This window comes from Flavobacterium sp. GNP001 (assembly GCF_054343775.1).
This window is the reverse complement of the sequence record NZ_JBTGUX010000001.1, coordinates 1,301,961-1,319,153: the sequence shown is the minus strand read 5'-3', so window position 1 is coordinate 1,319,153 and position 17,193 is coordinate 1,301,961. Positions and strand designations below refer to the sequence as shown.

At 35.5% G+C, this 17,193-nt stretch carries 19 protein-coding genes; 9 read left to right on the top strand and 10 right to left on the bottom strand.

Annotated elements, in window-relative coordinates:
• Positions 1-19: 19 nt before the first annotated feature.
• The gene (locus ACXX8U_RS05595) at positions 20-499 is read right to left on the bottom strand and encodes an Lrp/AsnC family transcriptional regulator (protein WP_072943262.1); all 480 of its coding nucleotides are present in this window, start codon (positions 497-499) and stop codon (positions 20-22) included.
• A 76-nt stretch (positions 500-575) separates the two neighbouring features.
• Positions 576-1,730, bottom strand: a complete 1,155-nt coding sequence (locus ACXX8U_RS05590; protein WP_458564984.1) for a M14 family metallopeptidase — start codon at positions 1,728-1,730, stop codon at positions 576-578.
• 310 nt (positions 1,731-2,040) lie between these two features.
• Here ACXX8U_RS05590 and ACXX8U_RS05585 point away from each other — a divergent pair, with 310 nt between their 5' ends.
• Positions 2,041-2,502 carry a helix-turn-helix domain-containing protein gene (locus ACXX8U_RS05585; RefSeq protein ID WP_458564983.1) on the top strand — a complete coding sequence of 154 codons (462 nt, stop codon included), beginning with the start codon at positions 2,041-2,043 and terminating at the stop codon, positions 2,500-2,502.
• 29 nt (positions 2,503-2,531) lie between these two features.
• On the opposite strand, the gene ACXX8U_RS05580 is transcribed toward ACXX8U_RS05585, so the two are convergent.
• Together ACXX8U_RS05580 and ACXX8U_RS05575 are read right to left on the bottom strand one after the other, a co-directional pair.
• Entirely contained in the window at positions 2,532-3,533 is a 1,002-nt protein-coding gene (locus ACXX8U_RS05580; RefSeq protein ID WP_458564982.1) for a hypothetical protein, read from the bottom strand.
• 13 nt (positions 3,534-3,546) lie between these two features.
• Positions 3,547-4,110 (bottom strand): 1-acyl-sn-glycerol-3-phosphate acyltransferase, encoded by a 564-nt coding sequence (locus ACXX8U_RS05575; RefSeq protein WP_458564981.1) that lies wholly within the window; start codon positions 4,108-4,110, stop codon positions 3,547-3,549.
• A 62-nt stretch (positions 4,111-4,172) separates the two neighbouring features.
• Here ACXX8U_RS05575 and ACXX8U_RS05570 point away from each other — a divergent pair, with 62 nt between their 5' ends.
• Positions 4,173-4,841: a spermidine synthase gene (locus ACXX8U_RS05570; RefSeq protein ID WP_458564980.1), complete on the top strand. Its 669-nt coding sequence runs from the start codon at positions 4,173-4,175 to the stop codon at positions 4,839-4,841.
• A 2-nt stretch (positions 4,842-4,843) separates the two neighbouring features.
• On the opposite strand, the gene kdsB is transcribed toward ACXX8U_RS05570, so the two are convergent.
• From kdsB to ACXX8U_RS05545, 5 genes are all read right to left on the bottom strand, one after another.
• Positions 4,844-5,575 (bottom strand): 3-deoxy-manno-octulosonate cytidylyltransferase, encoded by a 732-nt coding sequence (gene kdsB, locus ACXX8U_RS05565; protein WP_458564979.1) that lies wholly within the window; start codon positions 5,573-5,575, stop codon positions 4,844-4,846.
• A gap of 103 nt (positions 5,576-5,678) precedes the next feature.
• Positions 5,679-6,509 (bottom strand): 4,5-DOPA-extradiol-dioxygenase, encoded by an 831-nt coding sequence (ygiD, locus tag ACXX8U_RS05560; RefSeq protein WP_458564978.1) that lies wholly within the window; start codon positions 6,507-6,509, stop codon positions 5,679-5,681.
• A gap of 13 nt (positions 6,510-6,522) precedes the next feature.
• Positions 6,523-6,918, bottom strand: coding sequence for a VOC family protein (locus ACXX8U_RS05555; RefSeq protein WP_458564977.1), 396 nt, complete (start codon positions 6,916-6,918; stop codon positions 6,523-6,525).
• Between the two features lie 11 nt (positions 6,919-6,929).
• The gene (locus tag ACXX8U_RS05550; protein WP_236363502.1) at positions 6,930-8,351 is read right to left on the bottom strand and encodes an ATP-dependent DNA helicase; all 1,422 of its coding nucleotides are present in this window, start codon (positions 8,349-8,351) and stop codon (positions 6,930-6,932) included.
• A gap of 152 nt (positions 8,352-8,503) precedes the next feature.
• A complete protein-coding gene (locus ACXX8U_RS05545) occupies positions 8,504-8,785 on the bottom strand; it encodes a hypothetical protein (protein ID WP_458564976.1) in 282 nt (93 codons plus the stop codon).
• 467 nt (positions 8,786-9,252) lie between these two features.
• Between ACXX8U_RS05545 and porX the strand changes: the two genes are divergently transcribed.
• From porX to ACXX8U_RS05520, 5 genes are all read left to right on the top strand, one after another.
• Complete coding sequence (gene porX, locus ACXX8U_RS05540) at positions 9,253-10,833, top strand: T9SS response regulator signal transducer PorX (RefSeq protein ID WP_458564975.1); 1,581 nt, start codon at positions 9,253-9,255, stop codon at positions 10,831-10,833.
• A 72-nt stretch (positions 10,834-10,905) separates the two neighbouring features.
• Entirely contained in the window at positions 10,906-11,313 is a 408-nt protein-coding gene (tsaE, locus tag ACXX8U_RS05535; RefSeq protein ID WP_458564974.1) for a tRNA (adenosine(37)-N6)-threonylcarbamoyltransferase complex ATPase subunit type 1 TsaE, read from the top strand.
• A gap of 5 nt (positions 11,314-11,318) precedes the next feature.
• Positions 11,319-11,804 carry a GNAT family N-acetyltransferase gene (locus tag ACXX8U_RS05530; RefSeq protein WP_458564973.1) on the top strand — a complete coding sequence of 162 codons (486 nt, stop codon included), beginning with the start codon at positions 11,319-11,321 and terminating at the stop codon, positions 11,802-11,804.
• A gap of 81 nt (positions 11,805-11,885) precedes the next feature.
• Positions 11,886-13,085 (top strand): alanine dehydrogenase, encoded by a 1,200-nt coding sequence (locus ACXX8U_RS05525; RefSeq protein ID WP_458564972.1) that lies wholly within the window; start codon positions 11,886-11,888, stop codon positions 13,083-13,085.
• A gap of 37 nt (positions 13,086-13,122) precedes the next feature.
• A complete protein-coding gene (locus tag ACXX8U_RS05520; RefSeq protein WP_458564971.1) occupies positions 13,123-13,497 on the top strand; it encodes a DUF4258 domain-containing protein in 375 nt (124 codons plus the stop codon).
• A 151-nt stretch (positions 13,498-13,648) separates the two neighbouring features.
• On the opposite strand, the gene ung is transcribed toward ACXX8U_RS05520, so the two are convergent.
• Complete coding sequence (ung, locus tag ACXX8U_RS05515) at positions 13,649-14,338, bottom strand: uracil-DNA glycosylase (protein WP_458564970.1); 690 nt, start codon at positions 14,336-14,338, stop codon at positions 13,649-13,651.
• A 149-nt stretch (positions 14,339-14,487) separates the two neighbouring features.
• Here ung and ACXX8U_RS05510 point away from each other — a divergent pair, with 149 nt between their 5' ends.
• Both ACXX8U_RS05510 and ACXX8U_RS05505 read left to right on the top strand, forming a co-directional pair.
• Positions 14,488-16,653, top strand: coding sequence for an endonuclease MutS2 (locus ACXX8U_RS05510; RefSeq protein ID WP_458564969.1), 2,166 nt, complete (start codon positions 14,488-14,490; stop codon positions 16,651-16,653).
• A gap of 64 nt (positions 16,654-16,717) precedes the next feature.
• The gene (locus ACXX8U_RS05505; protein ID WP_458564968.1) at positions 16,718-17,134 is read left to right on the top strand and encodes a thiol-disulfide oxidoreductase DCC family protein; all 417 of its coding nucleotides are present in this window, start codon (positions 16,718-16,720) and stop codon (positions 17,132-17,134) included.
• Positions 17,135-17,193 lie beyond the last annotated feature (59 nt).

Genomic DNA, 17,193 nt, shown 5'->3' with positions numbered 1-17,193 from the left:
TATAAGCATTCAAGATCAATTACATATTTTTGAAAATAGTATGCATTAAACGCTTTTTATCATTGATGCTTTCTTCAAGTGAAATCATAGTTTCAGTTCTATAAACACCATCAATATCATCAATCATAAAAATTACATCTTTAGCATGCTTAGTATCTTTTGCTCTAATTTTGCAAAAAATATTAAACTTACCAGTTGTTACAGAAGCTACAGTTACGAAAGGGATTTCGTTAATGCGCTCCAAAACAAATTTAGTTTGAGAAGTGTTGTTTAAGAATACACCAACGTAAGCAATAAAAGAGTAGCCTAATTTATCATAATCTAAAACCAATGACGATCCCATGATGATTCCAGCATCTTCCATTTTTTTTACCCGTACATGCACAGTTCCCGCAGAAATTAATAATTTTTTTGCAATATCCGTAAATGGAACTCTAGTATTATCTATCAACATATCCAGAATCTGGTGATCTACTTCATCTAAACGAAATTTACTCATAACTTTATTATTAACATTATTAATTGCTTCAACAAAGTATAAAATTATACATAAAAACAATAAAATGAGAAAAATATTAAATATTTATCATTCCATTAACAATTTTTATGTCGTTATCTAAATAAAAATCAGCTTTTTTATTTAATTCAGGAATAGAGTTGCTATCATCTTGATATAAAGCTCCTTTAGCATCGTACTCTATGTGTCCAAAATTATGCTCTAAATCCCCTATTTGTGAGAAAAAAGCATTAAAACAAATTTTATTGTCGACTAATTCTTCTTTGTATTGTAATGCAAAATTGGTGATTATTTCGATACCATCATAATTTATTTTGATGTTTTTATACATAAAATCATAAAAAACGACTTTATTTTGAGAAATATTCAAATATTTCTCGATTCCATTGCTAACTATAACGTTTTCGCTAAGTGCTTTAAATCCAGAAATCAAGGCTAAGAAAACATATTTTCGAGTTTCCTCTCGCTCGTAATCACCTTGAAAATGCCCCGCTTCAAATAAAACAGTTGGCACGCCCATAGACTGAAAAGTATCTCCAATACAATTGATATTAAACGAATCATCAAAGCGACCAATTTGTCCCGGCAAATAAACTTGTAACTCCTCGTTAATAGCCGCAATTAAATCAATCGCTTTTCTGCGACAGTCATTTATGTCACGATTTTCATTAAAGGATGGAGCCAAGAAAGACATTGTAGCAGATTTCCCTGTATCACCAACACCAAAAATGGTTCGCTGATCATGTAAATTAAAACAAAAGTCAGGCTGAAAATTTTCAAAAGTAGCCCGAAGTAATTTGCTTTCTGGCTGCGTTAAATTTTGAGAGTCTCGGTTTAAATCTACTTTATTCGCATTTTCTCGAGTATACAAATTAGCCCCATCAGGGTTAAGCATAGGAATAGCATAAAATGTAAATGCATCTAAAAATTGTTTCGCTAATGAATTATCACTGTGCAAAAAATTTATAAAATCAAAGAGGGCTTTGGTAGTTGTACTTTCGTTTCCATGCATTTGCGACCATAGAAAGATTTTGGTTTTACCACATCCAATTTGATAGGAATAAATGGGTTTTCCTTGCACAGATTCACCAATAACCTGCAATTGATCATTAGCGTTTAATTGAACTAAAATAGGCTCAATCATTGACAATGGAAGATACCTGCCGGATATACGTTCTTCTTTATTTTGATAGAATAACTCTTGTAAATTCATAGTCTACTATTTAATTTACAAAAGTAAACATCTTATTATTTACAAATGTAAATCGTTGTTTTTTGTTTGATTTCAATTTTGTAAACAAATTTAGTTGCTACCAAGAACAATTGATTTATAAACATATTCATAGTTATTACATATTTAACAAATGCATTATAAAAAACACAATAACAGTGTTTTAACAAAAATTATATAAAGTAATAGTTCGGACATAATGAGTATGTAACACTATATACACACTTTAAATTGGATTATTTGCTTTAATTAATTACATTTGTAAATAGCGTAATTGATAAATTAATTTACAATGGTAAACATAGAAGATTTTATAAAAAGACTTGAGTTACTACTGGATTATTACAGTTTGAATGCCTCTTCGTTTGCAGATAAAATAGGTGTGCAACGCTCTAGTTTGTCGCATTTGTTATCAGGTAGAAACAAGCCTAGTTTAGACTTTATTTTAAAAATTCTTGAGGTATATCCTGAGGTAGATTTATATTGGATTTTAAACGGTAAAGGTACTTTTCCGGCTTCTGACAAAAAACAAATATCATCTATTCTAAATGAAGAAGTTGCAAAAAAATCAGAAGAGACTACGCTATTCACCAATGATTTATTCGCAAGTAATAAAGAAGTGATTACTCCTAAATCTGAAATAAAAGATACTACGTCAAATACAAGCGTTGCTACCGACCCAGAAGTTCAGATCGATAAAATAGTTGTTTTTTATACCGATGGTTCCTTTAAAAGTTACCATCCTAAACTATAATCAATTAAAAATTTAATTTAGAGAATTGTTTAGCGGGTTGCAAAAATTGAGCTCACCCCTGCCTCTACCCTTACAAACAATGGCGCACTGTCTCCTGATTGACTTGGAAAACGAAAGTGCATTACTTGCCCTCCATTTTTTAAATTTTCTGCAATAAAAATTTGTTGAGATTGCTTATCATAAGCCACGTCAACTGGATTTCCTAATTGCGAATTAGGTCCATAAACGCGAAGTTGTTTGTCCATTTTAAGCGTACCCTCATTTGCGGTAAGCGCAAAAAGATTCGAAAAAGAAGGAAGTACAACAAAGCCGCCATCTGATGCTGAAGTCGCACTTGCAATATCTGTTACAACCATAACATCATCTGAGGCGGAATACGTAATGCCGTGAATTCGATTGATGCCTTCAATACTAATTCGTTTTGTTGGCGTTATTGCTCCGCTATTTGCATTCAATAGGTTTTCAAATTGCACGACATCACCCGTTAAATCAACCACAGCATATAAATCGGTACCGTCTAAATGAATTCCCCAAAGTTTAAATGTTGTACTAAAGGTTTTCAGCAAAGTAAATCCTGTACTCGACTTTTGATAAACAAATAACTTATTGGTTAGGTTATTAGAAGCTGATTGATCTTGTGCAACCATGACAATATCATTAAAAACCGCCGTTTCTCTGGCATTTGTAAAATCAGTACCTGAACTACTCGAAATTAATGTAAGATTATCAAGTCCTGCATCACTTGTTGTACGTAGCCTAGCATAAGCTTCGAGACGGTTATTAGAACGTGAAGCTAGAACAACAGCATCAGAAATAGGATCATAAGAAATACCATCCGCATCTGCTGAGACAATACTAAATGACTCAACTTTAGGAGTGGCTGCTAATAGATTCGTATAACTTATTTTACTAGAAGTATTACTTGATGTTAATAAATACAAGTTCCTTTCTGTCATTGAATTATCATTAGTACAAGATAATAAAACAGTACAACTTAATCCAAGTGCGAGTAAACCTTTATACTTCTTCATTCTAGTAAGTTATTTAATTTTTAAAATCAAAACGAAATCCATAATCTGGTATTTTTCCTTCAACACCTCTGTAATGTTCTTTCAAAATAGCTAAATCATTTTCAAAATTTCCTGTTGGTTGTAATGGCGCTCCTAAATGTACTTGTTTTCGACCAAAATCAAAAGAAACAGGGATGATAGGAACGTTTGCTTGCAATGCAATATAATAAAATCCGGTTTTGAGTTCTGTTACTTTGTGGCGCGTTCCTTCAGGTGCCACAGCCAAGCGAAAAGTTTCCTTTTTTTCAAAAATAGCAGCGATTGATTCTACTTTATTTAAACCTCCTGAACGATCTAGTGGCTCTCCTCCCATGTATCTGAAATAATATCCAAACGGAAAACGAAACAATTCCTTTTTACCTACCCAATTCATTTCTAATTGCGTTATACCTCTAGTAAAAATTCCTAAGTAAAAATCGTGCGCGCTTGTATGAGGCAGGACCATCATGACACATTTTTTAACCGAAGCGTCAATGCCTCCCACAATTTTCCAACCCATAAGTTTGAAAAAGATAAACTCGTACAACCGTTTTTTCATTATTTCGAAATTTGGTGTAAAATAAATAATTTAAATCTTATTTTTGGGTAAAACAGACCGTAATGATTAAAAAAATATTGAGCTACTTGACTCCTATCACCATTTTTCAAACCAAATCCGACTTAAGCAAGTCAATTGAAGTAAATTGGAATAATGGAGAATTGGTCCTCGATTCTAAAAACGCGAATTACTCGTACGGCAGCTTACAACGTATTTTACGTCACGGATTAAAAGAAATTGGTTTTAATCGCATTCAACCCATGCAAAATATATTGGTTCTCGGCGTAGCGGGTGGCAGCGTTATTAAAACCTTAGTTGATGAAATAGGATTTAAAGGAAACATTACGGGCGTTGAACTTGATCCTGAAATGGCTCGCATTGCCAACACCTATTTTCAATTGGATCAAATTAAAAACGTTTCCATCATAGTTGATGATGCGTTTGAATATGTTTTAAAAACCAAACAAAAATACGATCTCATAATAATCGATGTATTTCAAGATACGCACATGCCGAATTTTTTATTTGAGTCCTTTTTTAGCAATAGAATTTGTCATTTATTGCGAAATAACGGTTTTGCCTTGTTCAATACCATGATTTTAAACGAGATACAAAACAATCGCAATAAAGATTTTATCGCTGCGTTTCATGTTGCATCATGTAAAATTCGCTCACTTCCTCGCCTTGAAACCCACAACGAATTAATTATTATCTCAAAATTAGAAAGTTAAACTTATTGAGCAATCATTTTTCGAGCTTTTTCGAGATCATCTGCCGTATCAATTCCAATTCCCACGTGTGTAGTCTCGACCATTTTGATTCGTTTGCCAAACTCCAAATAGCGCAATTGCTCTAGTTTTTCGGATGCTTCCAAAGATTGCATTGGTAAGCTGTAAAAATCCAATAAAGCTTGTTTCCTAAAAGCATAAATACCAATGTGTTGCATGTATCGAACACCTACGTTTTGCTCTCTAGGATATGGAATTACAGATCGGGAAAAGTACAAAGCAAAACCGCTTTGATCTACTACAATTTTTACATTATTCGGATTATTGATATCTTCTAGATTGGTAATTTCACGCATTAACGAGGCTAAATCTACTTTTTTATCCAAATCGTTTTTAAAAACTTCAATGACTTTTGCCAAAGGTTCGGCATCAATAAATGGTTCGTCACCTTGTACATTAATCACAATATCAACATCCAGATTTTCAACTGCTTCGGCAATTCGATCGCTACCCGATTCGTGTTCTTTGATGCTTTTAATCGCTTTTCCACCGTTAGAAATAATTTCATCATAAATCAAATCAGAATCTGTCACTACAAAAACATCATCAAACAATTGTGTGTTTATTGCTGCCTCGTAGGTTCTTAGGATTACGGTTTTACCGCCAAGATCTTGCATTAATTTTGCTGGAAATCGTGTTGAGGCGTAACGTGCGGGAATGACTGCTATTATTTTCATGTGGTTAAAATAATTTGAGTTCAAAAATACATCATTGCAACTAAGGATAAAATAATTTTCGTGCTATTTTAAAATTCCTTTTGAATGATTTAGTTCGCCAATGTTAAATTATCTTCACCGAAGTCATACTTAACGATCCTCCCAATAATTTATCATTGAACAAACTGAGTTCTTCTTGTTTTCCTTTTAAACCCAAAGTATAAATCAAAGGCAAATAATGTTCTGGTGTTGGTATCGCTAATTGTAATGCATGGCTTTGTTTTTCAAAATCAATAAGCGGTTTGAAATTTCCGTCTAGCAAATAGGCATTGATAGTTTCACGAGCTTCAATTGCCCAATCGTAACCGTAATTATCTTTATCTAAATTCGGAAAATCGACTAATCTCAAATTATGAATAATGTTTCCGCTACCAACAATTAAGATACCTTTGGTTCGTAAAGCACTTAATTTTTGTGCTAAATCAAAATGGTATTGCGCGGATTTTGTATAATCAATACTTAGCTGAATTACAGGAACATTGGCATCTGGATATAAATGTTTAATTACACTCCAAGCGCCGTGGTCTAACCCCCAATGTTCGTCGAGTTCAACCGCCACTGGAGTCAATAATTGTTTAGTATCTAGTGCTAATTCCGGACTACCCTTTGCAGGATATTGTACATCAAATAGTGCTTGCGGAAAACCTCCAAAATCATGAATGGTTCTTGGAATTTCAATTGCTGTTACCTTGGTTCCGTTGGTAAACCAATGCGCCGAAACACACAAAATAGCGTTGGGTTGTGGCAGTGTTTTGGCCAAATTCCTAAAACCTGTTACAAACTGATTTTCTTCAATGGCATTCATTGGACTTCCATGACCAAGAAACAAAACTGGCATTTTTTCGGTGTTTGAAAAAGAGCCTGAAATTTTATGTAAATCGTTTAAAGAATTCATTTCTTCTTCTTTTTTAGTTGGCAGTTCGTTCGATTAAATCCCATAAATTACCAAAATCATCCGCAAAAACGGCTACTTTTCCGTAGCTTTCAATTTCGGGTTCTCTAACAATTGTAATGTTGTGTTGGAGTAAGTTGCGGTAATCTCTCTCAAAATCGTCTGTTTCTAAAAATAAAAATACGCGCCCACCCGATTGGTTGCCGATGCTATCTTTTTGAATTTGGTTGCTGGCTTTCGCCAAAAGTAAACTAAAGCCTGAAGTTCCTTTTGGTGCTACCAAAACCCAGCGTTTCTCTGGGCTTAATACAGTATCTTCGATCAAATCAAAATTCAATTTTTGAGTAAAAAAAGCAATCGCGCGGTCGTAATCCGGGACCAATAAAGCAATATGTGCAATTCGTTGTTTCATACTTTTGAATTTTACTCAACAAAACTATCATCTTTAAAACCAATTAAATATAATTTGTTTTTGGCACGTGTCATAGCGGTGTATAACCAGCGAATATAATCCCTATCAACACCATCAGGCAAGTAAGGTTGCTCAATAAACACGGTATTCCACTGCCCTCCTTGTGATTTATGACAAGTAATGGCGTAGGAGAATTTCACCTGCAAGCCATTAAAATATTCATTGGCTTTTACTTTTTGGAATTGTTTGAATTTGGTTTCGCCCTCGTAATCTTTTAAGACTTCTTGGTAGAGTCGGTTTGATTCTTCGTAGGTGAGCGAAGGCGATTCACTTTTAATGGTATCCAAAAGCAAAACAGTTTCAAAAGGTTTTTGATCTGGATAATCTACCATTCTGATTTTTACTTTGGCAAATTTGAAGCTGTACAACTCCTTTATGCTGAAAATTTCAAGAACTTCAATAATATCACCATTGGCAATAAAACCTGCTTGATCAGAATCCTTTAACCAAAAATAATTGTTTTTCACCACCATTAAAAAATCTCCTGTAGAAAGCTCGCTCTCTTTGTCTAGAATTTTGGTGCGAATTTGTTCGTTGTATTGATTGGCTCTTTTATTAGAGCGAACTATAAATGCGGTATCTTCAATGCTGTAATTACTGTAGGCAGAATTGATAGCATCTTGAATATCGTAGCCGTCTGTTAAACGCACAATATCTTTGAATTTTTTGAGATCGAATTTAAAATCAGTGATAAAAGATTCTTTGAGTACTTCACGCAATTCTGTGGCGTTGAATAAAATACCCGAATTTTCTTCTTGACGCATCACTTCGTCTAGTTCAATATGTTCAACTTCTTTATCGTAATTCATACCAAGCGTGCGAATATCAAGCGCTGGACTAATATCTAAATTCACCGGAGGCAATTGTGCAGTATCTCCCAACAGAATCATTTTGCAGTTTGCTCCTGAATAAACATAGGAAATCAAGTCATCTAATAAGGAGCCGTTTTCATATAACTTAGAATCAGAATTCGTGTCCGAAATCATAGAAGCTTCATCGACGATGAAAATGGTGTTTTTGTGTTTGTTGGGTTGTAAAGTAAAAGAAACTCCGCCACCAGAAGATTTTTTAGGGAAATAGATTTTTTTGTGAATCGTAAATGCGGGCTTGTTAGAGTAATTGGCAATTACTTTGGCTGCTCGACCTGTTGGTGCCAGCAAAACATACTTTTTATTTATGTCAAGCAAACTATTAACGATAGTTGAAATAACTGTTGTTTTCCCCGTTCCTGCGTAGCCCTTGAGTACAAAAATGGTTCGATTTTCGGCTTCAGTCAAGAAAATGGCTATTTTTTGAAAAAAAATATCTTGTTTGTAAGTGGGCTGAAAAGGAAATTGTTTTTGTAAAAAACTGTAAAACAGAGAGGAATTCATAACTATAGTTTTGGCAAAAATGAATTCCAAAGGTAGGCAATATCGAGCATTGCAACTGCCGAATTTTGGTATAAATTAGAACTGCAAAACAAATAGAAATTCTCTTTTTTTATTGAAAGTGATTGCTATTTGTTTTGCTAGTAACTGAATTTTTAGAATAGTTTGTGAATACGGTGAATAGGAATCATTACACCCTGTTTCAATATAATATTTTTATCAGTTACGGCCCAAACGGTCGTGTCTACTACTTTTTTAGACTCTACGTCTTCAAAAAATATTTTAATTTTTGAGTGTTCAAGATTCCCAAGTGCTAAGGCGCGGTTAATTTCGCTCATTCGCTCTTTAATTTCTTGATCGTCTTCTAGTACTTCGATTGCTGGGAATTTCAATTCGGCAATTGCTTCTTTATCGATGGTTGTAAAATCGTGTGTCATGGTATTTGTTTTTTATTATTTGTATTTATGCTTCATTTTCTAAGTCTACAGACTCTCTTCCTTGCTACAAGATAAGAAAGAATTTGATAAACTTAATGCAAGAATACTGCCAAATTTTTATTAATTTTTTATGTCTTTCTGAGAATCAAATGCAATTCACTGGAAAACAATGTATTTAGAACTTAGTCCTGAATCATAAGACAGTCTCGCGTGAAGGATGGAAGCGGCATCCTTTGATTTTTTTTGCAAAAAAAAGCAAAGATATAGCGTACAGCCTGACCCAAGTGGAGTTTACGTAGCGAGGGGCACGCCCAAAAAAAAGAATTAAAAGAGTAAAACAAGAACGTTTTGGACAGTCAGGAAGTTGAATTTCTTTTAAAAATTATCAAAAATTTAGGAAAGCAACGCTCTAAAATGATGTAATTTGGCACTTTGATTACTTTTTTTGAACTTTATTGACACTAGATATGAATACTATAAAAATACTTTGGGTTGATGACGAAATTGATTTGTTGAAACCACATATTTTGTTTCTGGAGAAGAAAAATTACGAGGTAACTACTTGTAACAATGGCTTAGATGCAATTACGATATTTGAAGAAAACAATTTTGACATTGTTTTTTTGGATGAAAATATGCCGGGAATGAGCGGATTAGAAACACTTTCAGAAATGAAGGAAAAAAAATCAGCAATTCCTATGATCATGATTACCAAAAGCGAGGAAGAATATATAATGGAAGAGGCCATTGGGTCTAAAATTGCCGATTATTTAATCAAACCCGTTAATCCGAACCAAATTTTACTGAGTTTGAAGAAAAACTTAGACCACTCGCGCTTGGTTTCTCAAAAAACGACTTTGGATTACCAAAAAGAGTTTCGCAAAATAGCCACTGAAATGGGTATGGTGAATTCCTTTGAAGATTGGATTGAATTGTACAAAAAATTGATTTTTTGGGAGTTGGAGCTCGAAAACATTGACGATCAAGGCATGATTCAGATTTTAGAGTCGCAAAAAGTAGAGGCTAACTCGCAGTTTGGAAAATTTATTGAGCGTAATTACGAAGATTGGTTTGCACCGATGCCTAAAAAAGTCGCTAGCGTTACCGAGGCTGACCGACCAATACAATCGCATACTTTATTTAAAGAATTGGTATTGCCGGAATTGAAGAAAAAAGACATGCCTATTTTATTTGTTGTGATAGACAATTTGCGTTACGACCAATGGAAAACCTTTGAAACTGTTGTAAGCAACTACTATAAATTGGAAAAAGAAGTTCCCTACTACTCTATTTTGCCAACTGCTACGCAATACGCACGCAACGCTATTTTTTCTGGATTAACACCTTTGGAAATGGAAAAACAGTTCCCGCAATACTGGAAAAACGATCCTGAGGAAGGTGGTAAAAACTTGTTTGAGGCCGAATTTTTATCAGCACAAATCAAACGTTTGGGATTGAATATCAAAGAAGACTATTTTAAAATCACAAGTTTAGCCGGAGGAAAAAAATTAGCCGAAAGCTTCAAAGCTTTAAAAGAAAATGATTTGGTTACTATCGTCTACAATTTTGTGGATATGTTATCGCATGCAAAAACAGAAATGGATGTGGTAAAGGAATTAGCATCAGATGACAAGGCATACCGTTCCTTGACTTTGAGTTGGTTTAAAAATTCGCCTTTGCTAGAGATTATTCAGCAGGCACAAAAAATGGGTTTCAAACTTATTTTAACTACTGATCACGGTACTATTAACGTAAAGAATCCATCAAAAGTAGTAGGCGACAAAAATACGAGCTTAAACCTGCGTTACAAAACAGGTAGAAGCTTAACCTACGAATACAAAGATGTGTATGCCGTGAAAGAACCAAAAAATATTGGTTTACCTGCCATAAATATGAGTAGTTCTTTTATTTTTGCAAAAACAGATTTGTTTTTGGCTTATGTAAACAATTACAATCATTACGTGAGTTATTACAAAAATACGTACCAACACGGTGGAATTTCGCTAGAAGAAATGATCATTCCGTTTTTGGTATTTAATCCGAGATAAAGAAGTAAGCAGTATCAGTTTGCCGTGCATCGATTGCTCTTTGAATGGCCAACTTTAAACCCTTTAATAAAAATGACTACCATTTTTTCAATTGACCAATTAGCACGCGTTGCGCAAGGCATACTGGACCAAAACCCATCAAGAGTGATTCTTTTTCACGGCGAAATGGGCGCTGGTAAAACCACTTTAATCAAGGAACTTTGCCGCACATTGGGCGTACAAGGCGCAACGAGCAGCCCTACTTTTTCGTTGGTAAATGAGTACGAAGCAACCAATAATCAGTTAGTGTATCATTTTGATTTTTACAGACTGAATAAGGAAGAAGAAGCCTTGGATATGGGCGTTGATGATTACCTGTACTCTGGACATTTTTGTTTTATTGAATGGGCCGAAAAAATTGAAAATTTAATTCCACCCTTACATTCTGTGATTACCATCACGGTGTTACCAGACGGAAATAGATCATTAACCCTAAGCTAATTACCATGTCAAGCACAGCGCCTGTAACAATATTACCTTATACTCCCGCTTTAAAAGAACACATTAAAACACTTAATTTAGAGTGGCTTACCAAATTTTTTAAAGTAGAACCCAAAGACAAAAAAGTGCTCTCGGATCCGCAGGGAGAAATTATTGATCAAGGCGGTTTCATTTTTTATGCTCAATACCAAAATGAAATAGTAGGAACTGCGTCACTCCTCAAAATGGAAGAAGGCGTTTATGAATTAAGCAAAATGGCAGTTACTGATGCAGTACAAGGTTTAGGAATTGGCAAAGAGCTACTTCAACATTGTTTTGCTTTTGCCGAAAAAGAAGGCTTTAGCAAGCTTGTTTTGTATTCGAATCGGAAATTACATTCGGCAATACATTTGTATCGAAAATACGGCTTTGTCGAAATCGAATTGGAAGACGGCGTGTACGAAAGAGCCGATATAAAAATGGAAAAACCACTGACTCAAAACACAATTTAAAAAGCGTCTTTTTAATTTAATTTCAAGTCAAATCGTAGCTAACTTTTGCGTAAATTGTTCCCTTAAAATTCAAAACCAACCATGTCCATCACTATAACGCCATTTTCCAAACAAGATCTTTTACCTCAAGAGGAAAAATTAGAAGTAGCCCGCCAAAAGAGCGAACTTTTTATTGGAATCCCAAAAGAAACTAGTTTTCAGGAGCGCCGCATTTGCCTCACGCCAGATGCAGTAACTTCATTAACATTTCAAGGGCACCGCGTAATGATTGAGGCTGGTGCTGGTTTAAGCTCAAGTTATACCGATAAAGAATACAGTCAAGCAGGCGCCGAAATTACCAACGACACTCAAAAAGTATTCAGTTGTCCTATGATTTTGAAAGTAGAGCCACCGACTCTAGCCGAAATCGACATGATGCAACCGCAAACAATCTTAATATCAGCCATACAACTTAAAACGCGCAAAAAAGAATACTTTGAGGCGTTGACCAAAAAGAAAATTACCGCACTTGCTTTTGAATATATTAAGGACGAAGGCGGAACTTATCCTGCTGTAAAATCCTTGAGCGAAATTGCCGGAACAGCCTCTATTTTAATCGCTGCGGAGCTTATGATTACCAATGATCTTGGAAAAGGATTATTATTTGGCAATATTACTGGCGTTCCTCCTACTGATGTGGTTATTTTAGGAGCTGGAACTGTGGGCGAGTTTGCGGCTAAAACCGCCATTGGTTTGGGTGCTACGGTAAAAGTTTTTGACAACTCCATTACCAAATTACGCCGCTTGCAAAACAATTTAAACCAACGCATATTTACATCTACCATTCAGCCCAAAGCCTTGCTCAAAGCCTTGCGCCGCTGTGATGTGGCCATTGGCGCCATGCGTGGCAAAGACCGCTGTCCGGTTATTGTGACCGAAACTATGGTGGAACACATGAAAAACGGTGCCGTTATTGTTGATGTAAGCATTGACACAGGTGGTTGTTTTGAAACTTCAGAAGTTACCTCTCATGAGAAACCAACTTTTATCAAAAACAATGTGTTGCACTATTGCGTGCCAAATATTCCATCGCGCTATTCCAAAACCGCTTCCCTTTCTATCAGCAATATTATCTCGCCTTATTTGATGCAAATTGCCGAAGATGGTGGCATCGAAAGCGCCATTCGTTGTGACAAAGGACTCAAAAACGGCGTATACATGTACCACGGAATCCTAACCAACAATGCCATTGCTGATTGGTTCAATTTGCCAAGTAGCGACATTAATTTAATTGTTTTTTAAGAGAACTTTCAGCTACCTTTGCACAAAAAATAAACACATGAAGTTAGTTCACCGTTTTGCTTATTACTTGGTTGGTATGGTTCTCGGCCTGTTTTTTGTAGGTCTTGTTTTTAGTGGCAAGGACACCCGCTGCAACTATTTCCCGAACGCAAGAGTATTAAACGACCTTCGCAACAAGCCCTTCTATTATTCTGAAAAAGCTACCAAAGTAATGCAGGAAAAATGGATTGACACAGCCGATATCAAAAACACCTTGCAATTTGGTGATGTTGATTTTGACCAAAGCAATGTTAAAAAAGAAAACGGAAAACTGTACGTAATTGAAGGAAAAACAGTAAAAAATCAAGCCGTTACTTTAAAAATAATCAACTACAGCAACAAAGCCGTTCTCGACGAAATTATCAAAAAATAGTCTCTTTTCAGTTTTTATTTGGTCGTGCCCCTACGCAAAAGCTTCGGGTCCTGCTGTACGTTCCCGCTTTTTTGGGGCGGTTAAAAAAAGCCGTCCCAAAAAGAGCTCCACTGCCATCAGTCACGCAAAACAGTGGTTGTTGGCGTATTTTTTACCCTACATTTCCGTTCAAAACCCAATTGATAGGTTCTTTATCTTGTGCTTTCAAATAAGCATTTACTTGACTAAAATGTTTGTTTCCAAACCACTTGCCTTGATTGGCACTCAGCGGCGATGGATGTCCACTTTCGAGAACTAAATGTTTGTTTCGGTTAATTAATTTCCCTTTTTTTTGCGCAAAGCCGCCCCAAAGTAAAAAAACAACACCTTGTTTTTCGGCATTGATTCGTTCAATAATTGCTGTTGTGAAATTCTGCCAAGGCAAGTGTTTGTGACTGTTAGCGCTGTCTTTTTGCACGGTTAAAGTCGCATTAAGCAGCAACACACCTTGTTTAGCCCAAGCCAATAAATCACCTGATGAGGGCAACAAAATTTCATCCAAATCATCATTTAATTCTCTAAAAATATTGCGTAACGAGGGCGGAATCGCCACACCATCGGATACAGAGAAGCAAAGTCCATTCGCCTCACCTGCTCCATGATACGGATCTTGACCAATAATGACCACTTTTACATCCTCAAACAAACATTGATTCAAAGCTTCAAAAATCAATTCCTGCGGTGGGTAGCAAGTATGTTGCGCATATTCTTGTGCTACCGTCTCCAGCAAAGTAGCCACATACGATTTTTTCAATTCGTCCGCTAAAACAGCTTGCCACGAAGGGTGCAAATTGGATATCATTTTCATTTGTAATTTAAAAACCAAAGATACATTCATTTTGGTTCAGGATAGCTTTGTTAACCACCCTAAACATTATTTAATTCTTTGCTAATTAAAGTTAAAAAACCTTAACAAATAACTACTTTTGCAACTCAAAGTCTAAACAAAATATGATTTCAATAACTGACAAAACACTACAAGATTTACAATTTCCTGTAATTCTTGACACCATATCTACCATTTGTAACACCGAAATAGGAAAAGTAAAGGCGCTAGAAATCACACCTTTTAGAGACAAAGACAGTTTGATGCAAGCCTTATTGCAAACCTCGGAGTACGTTTCTTCTTTTCAAAACAACAACGCCATACCAAATCATGGTTTTGATGCCATTACGCACGAAATAAAATTTTTAGCCATTGAAGACAGTTTTCTGGAAGTAAGCAGCTTTCGCAAAATTGCAAACTTATCGGCAACGGTCAATTTCATGTTGCAATTTTTACAAAAATTCGAAGAGTATTATCCCAACTTAAACCACCGCGCCAAACAAGTCACTTTGACCAAAGACATCATTCACATGATTGATGATGTAGTTGACAAGTACGGCGAAATCAAAGACAATGCCTCACCTGATTTGCTTAACATCCGTAGGAGCATGAATGCGGTGCGCGGCAAAGTCAATCAAAGTTTTGGTACTGCCCTCACCCACTACAATTCATTGGGTTATTTAGATGATATTCGCGAGAGTTTTGTTCAAAACCGACGCGTTTTAGCCGTTCTAGCCATGTACCGTCGTAAGGTGAAAGGTTCGATTATGGGAAGTTCAAAAACAGGCAGCATTGCTTACATTGAACCCGAAGCTACTTTACAATATTCGCGTGAGCTGAGCAATTTAGAATACGAAGAAAAAGAAGAAATCACCCGAATTTTAAAATTGTTATCGAACCAAATTCGTCCTTTTTTACCTTTATTGGTGCAATACCAAGACTTTTTGAGTGACATAGACGTCATCGCCGCAAAGGCCAAATATGCCAATAAAATCAACGGAATTCTGCCAACGATTACTGAAGAGCGTCGTTTGTATTTTAGAGATGCCTATCATCCTATTTTGTATTTGAACAACAAACAAAAGGACGAAATTACGCATCCGCAAACCATTGAATTGGGGCAAGAAAATCGGATTATTGTAATTTCAGGACCTAATGCGGGAGGAAAAACAATCTCGTTAAAAACCGTTGGTTTGCTGCAGTTGATGCTTCAATCGGGTATGCTTATTCCGGTACACGAGCGCAGCGAAACCTTTTTATTCGACCGTATTTTAACAGATATTGGCGACAATCAATCGATAGAAAATCACCTGAGTACCTACAGTTACCGATTGAAAAACATGAACTATTTCTTAAAAAAATGCAACCGCAAGACCATGTTTTTGATTGATGAGTTTGGTACAGGATCTGATCCGGAATTGGGTGGTGCTCTTGCCGAAATTTTCCTCGAGGAGTTTTACCACCGTGAAGCTTTTGGAATCATCACGACGCATTATTCTAATTTGAAAATCTTAGCTAACGAATTGCCTTTTGCAACAAACGCCAACATGTTATTTGACGAAAAAACACTCGAACCCATGTACAAATTGGTTTTGGGTCAAGCCGGAAGCTCTTTTACTTTTGAAGTGGCATTAAAAAATGGTATTCCATTTAGCTTAATCAACAGAGCCAAAAAGAAAATTGAGGTGGGCAAAGTACGTTTTGACAAGACCATTGCTACTTTGCAAAAAGAGCGTTCAAAACTCGAAAAAACATCGCAAACCCTCAAAGAAGAAGAATCAAGAGCACGTGAAGAGGGCAAAAAAATGGAGACCATCAATGTCAAAATCAAACAAAAACTAGAGAGTTATCAAGAATTGTACGATAGCAATCAAAAGACGATTTACATAGGTCAAAAAATTGAAGACATCTCTGAGAAATATTTCAACAACAAAAACAAAAAAGAACTCATAGGCGAATTTTTGAAAATCATTGAAATAGAAAATTCAAAACGCAAAAAAGCGACTGCCAAAGAAAGCAAGGCCCAACTTGATAAAAAGAAAGAGATTATTGAAGAAGTAACTGTTCAGGTAGAAGAAATTCGAAAAGAAAAAAAAGAAAAGAAGCAAAAAGTGGTGGTTGAAAAACCAAAACCGATTTTAAAAATTGGCGATCGCGTGCGCATGTTTGATGGTAAAGCCGTGGGAACTATTGACAGTATTGAAAAAAACAAGGCCACGGTAAATTATGGTGTATTCACCTCAAAAGCAAGCCTCGAAGTTTTGGAATTGGTTGAAGCAGTGAAAAAATAAGTATTTTTTTGAATTTTATTGGCAAAAATAAAAATTCATATAATTAGTTTTGACAAAAAACAAGATGCAAAATTTACCAAAAGATAAAAAGATAATCATTTTTGATGGAGTATGCAATTTATGCGATGCAAGTGTGCAAAAAATAATAAAACACGACTCCAAAGATATTTTCCGCTTTGTAGCCTCGCAGTCAACTTTAGGACAGGAAATCATTAAATATTTGGGAATCGACACTACAAAAACCGATAGTATCATTTTATACCAGCCCGGCGTAGCTTATTATTACAAAGCTGAGGCTGCGTTTGAAATTGCGAAAGATCTTGGTGGTGTTTTTGTTTTTGGCGCACTTATTAGTTGGTTGCCTAACACTATTTTAAATGCGATGTACGATTTTGTAGCTCGTAACCGGTACAAATGGTATGGTAAGAAAGAAGCTTGTATGGTTCCTACAAAAGAGATTTTGAATAAATTTTTAGCATAAAGTCTTGCTGTAAGTACAAACAAAAAAAGGATAATCGAGTGGATTATCCTTTTGTTTTT

Excerpts from the sequence above, each read along its gene's own strand:
- ACXX8U_RS05525 (WP_458564972.1), top strand. The coding sequence starts at position 11,886 with ATGTCCATCACTATAACGCCATTTTCCAAACAAGATCTTTTACCTCAA.
- tsaE (WP_458564974.1), top strand. The coding sequence starts at position 10,906 with ATGACTACCATTTTTTCAATTGACCAATTAGCACGCGTTGCGCAAGGC.
- ACXX8U_RS05590 (WP_458564984.1), bottom strand. The coding sequence starts at position 1,730 with ATGAATTTACAAGAGTTATTCTATCAAAATAAAGAAGAACGTATATCC.
- ACXX8U_RS05585 (WP_458564983.1), top strand. The coding sequence starts at position 2,041 with ATGGTAAACATAGAAGATTTTATAAAAAGACTTGAGTTACTACTGGAT.
- ACXX8U_RS05555 (WP_458564977.1), bottom strand. The coding sequence starts at position 6,918 with ATGAAACAACGAATTGCACATATTGCTTTATTGGTCCCGGATTACGAC.
- ACXX8U_RS05595 (WP_072943262.1), bottom strand. The coding sequence starts at position 499 with ATGAGTAAATTTCGTTTAGATGAAGTAGATCACCAGATTCTGGATATG.
- ACXX8U_RS05575 (WP_458564981.1), bottom strand. The coding sequence starts at position 4,110 with ATGAAAAAACGGTTGTACGAGTTTATCTTTTTCAAACTTATGGGTTGG.
- ACXX8U_RS05505 (WP_458564968.1), top strand. The coding sequence starts at position 16,718 with ATGCAAAATTTACCAAAAGATAAAAAGATAATCATTTTTGATGGAGTA.
- ACXX8U_RS05550 (WP_236363502.1), bottom strand. The coding sequence starts at position 8,351 with ATGAATTCCTCTCTGTTTTACAGTTTTTTACAAAAACAATTTCCTTTT.
- porX (WP_458564975.1), top strand. The coding sequence starts at position 9,253 with ATGAATACTATAAAAATACTTTGGGTTGATGACGAAATTGATTTGTTG.
- ACXX8U_RS05520 (WP_458564971.1), top strand. The coding sequence starts at position 13,123 with ATGAAGTTAGTTCACCGTTTTGCTTATTACTTGGTTGGTATGGTTCTC.
- ACXX8U_RS05510 (WP_458564969.1), top strand. The coding sequence starts at position 14,488 with ATGATTTCAATAACTGACAAAACACTACAAGATTTACAATTTCCTGTA.
- ACXX8U_RS05580 (WP_458564982.1), bottom strand. The coding sequence starts at position 3,533 with ATGAAGAAGTATAAAGGTTTACTCGCACTTGGATTAAGTTGTACTGTT.
- ung (WP_458564970.1), bottom strand. The coding sequence starts at position 14,338 with ATGATATCCAATTTGCACCCTTCGTGGCAAGCTGTTTTAGCGGACGAA.
- kdsB (WP_458564979.1), bottom strand. The coding sequence starts at position 5,575 with ATGAAAATAATAGCAGTCATTCCCGCACGTTACGCCTCAACACGATTT.
- ygiD (WP_458564978.1), bottom strand. The coding sequence starts at position 6,509 with ATGAATTCTTTAAACGATTTACATAAAATTTCAGGCTCTTTTTCAAAC.
- ACXX8U_RS05570 (WP_458564980.1), top strand. The coding sequence starts at position 4,173 with ATGATTAAAAAAATATTGAGCTACTTGACTCCTATCACCATTTTTCAA.
- ACXX8U_RS05530 (WP_458564973.1), top strand. The coding sequence starts at position 11,319 with ATGTCAAGCACAGCGCCTGTAACAATATTACCTTATACTCCCGCTTTA.
- ACXX8U_RS05545 (WP_458564976.1), bottom strand. The coding sequence starts at position 8,785 with ATGACACACGATTTTACAACCATCGATAAAGAAGCAATTGCCGAATTG.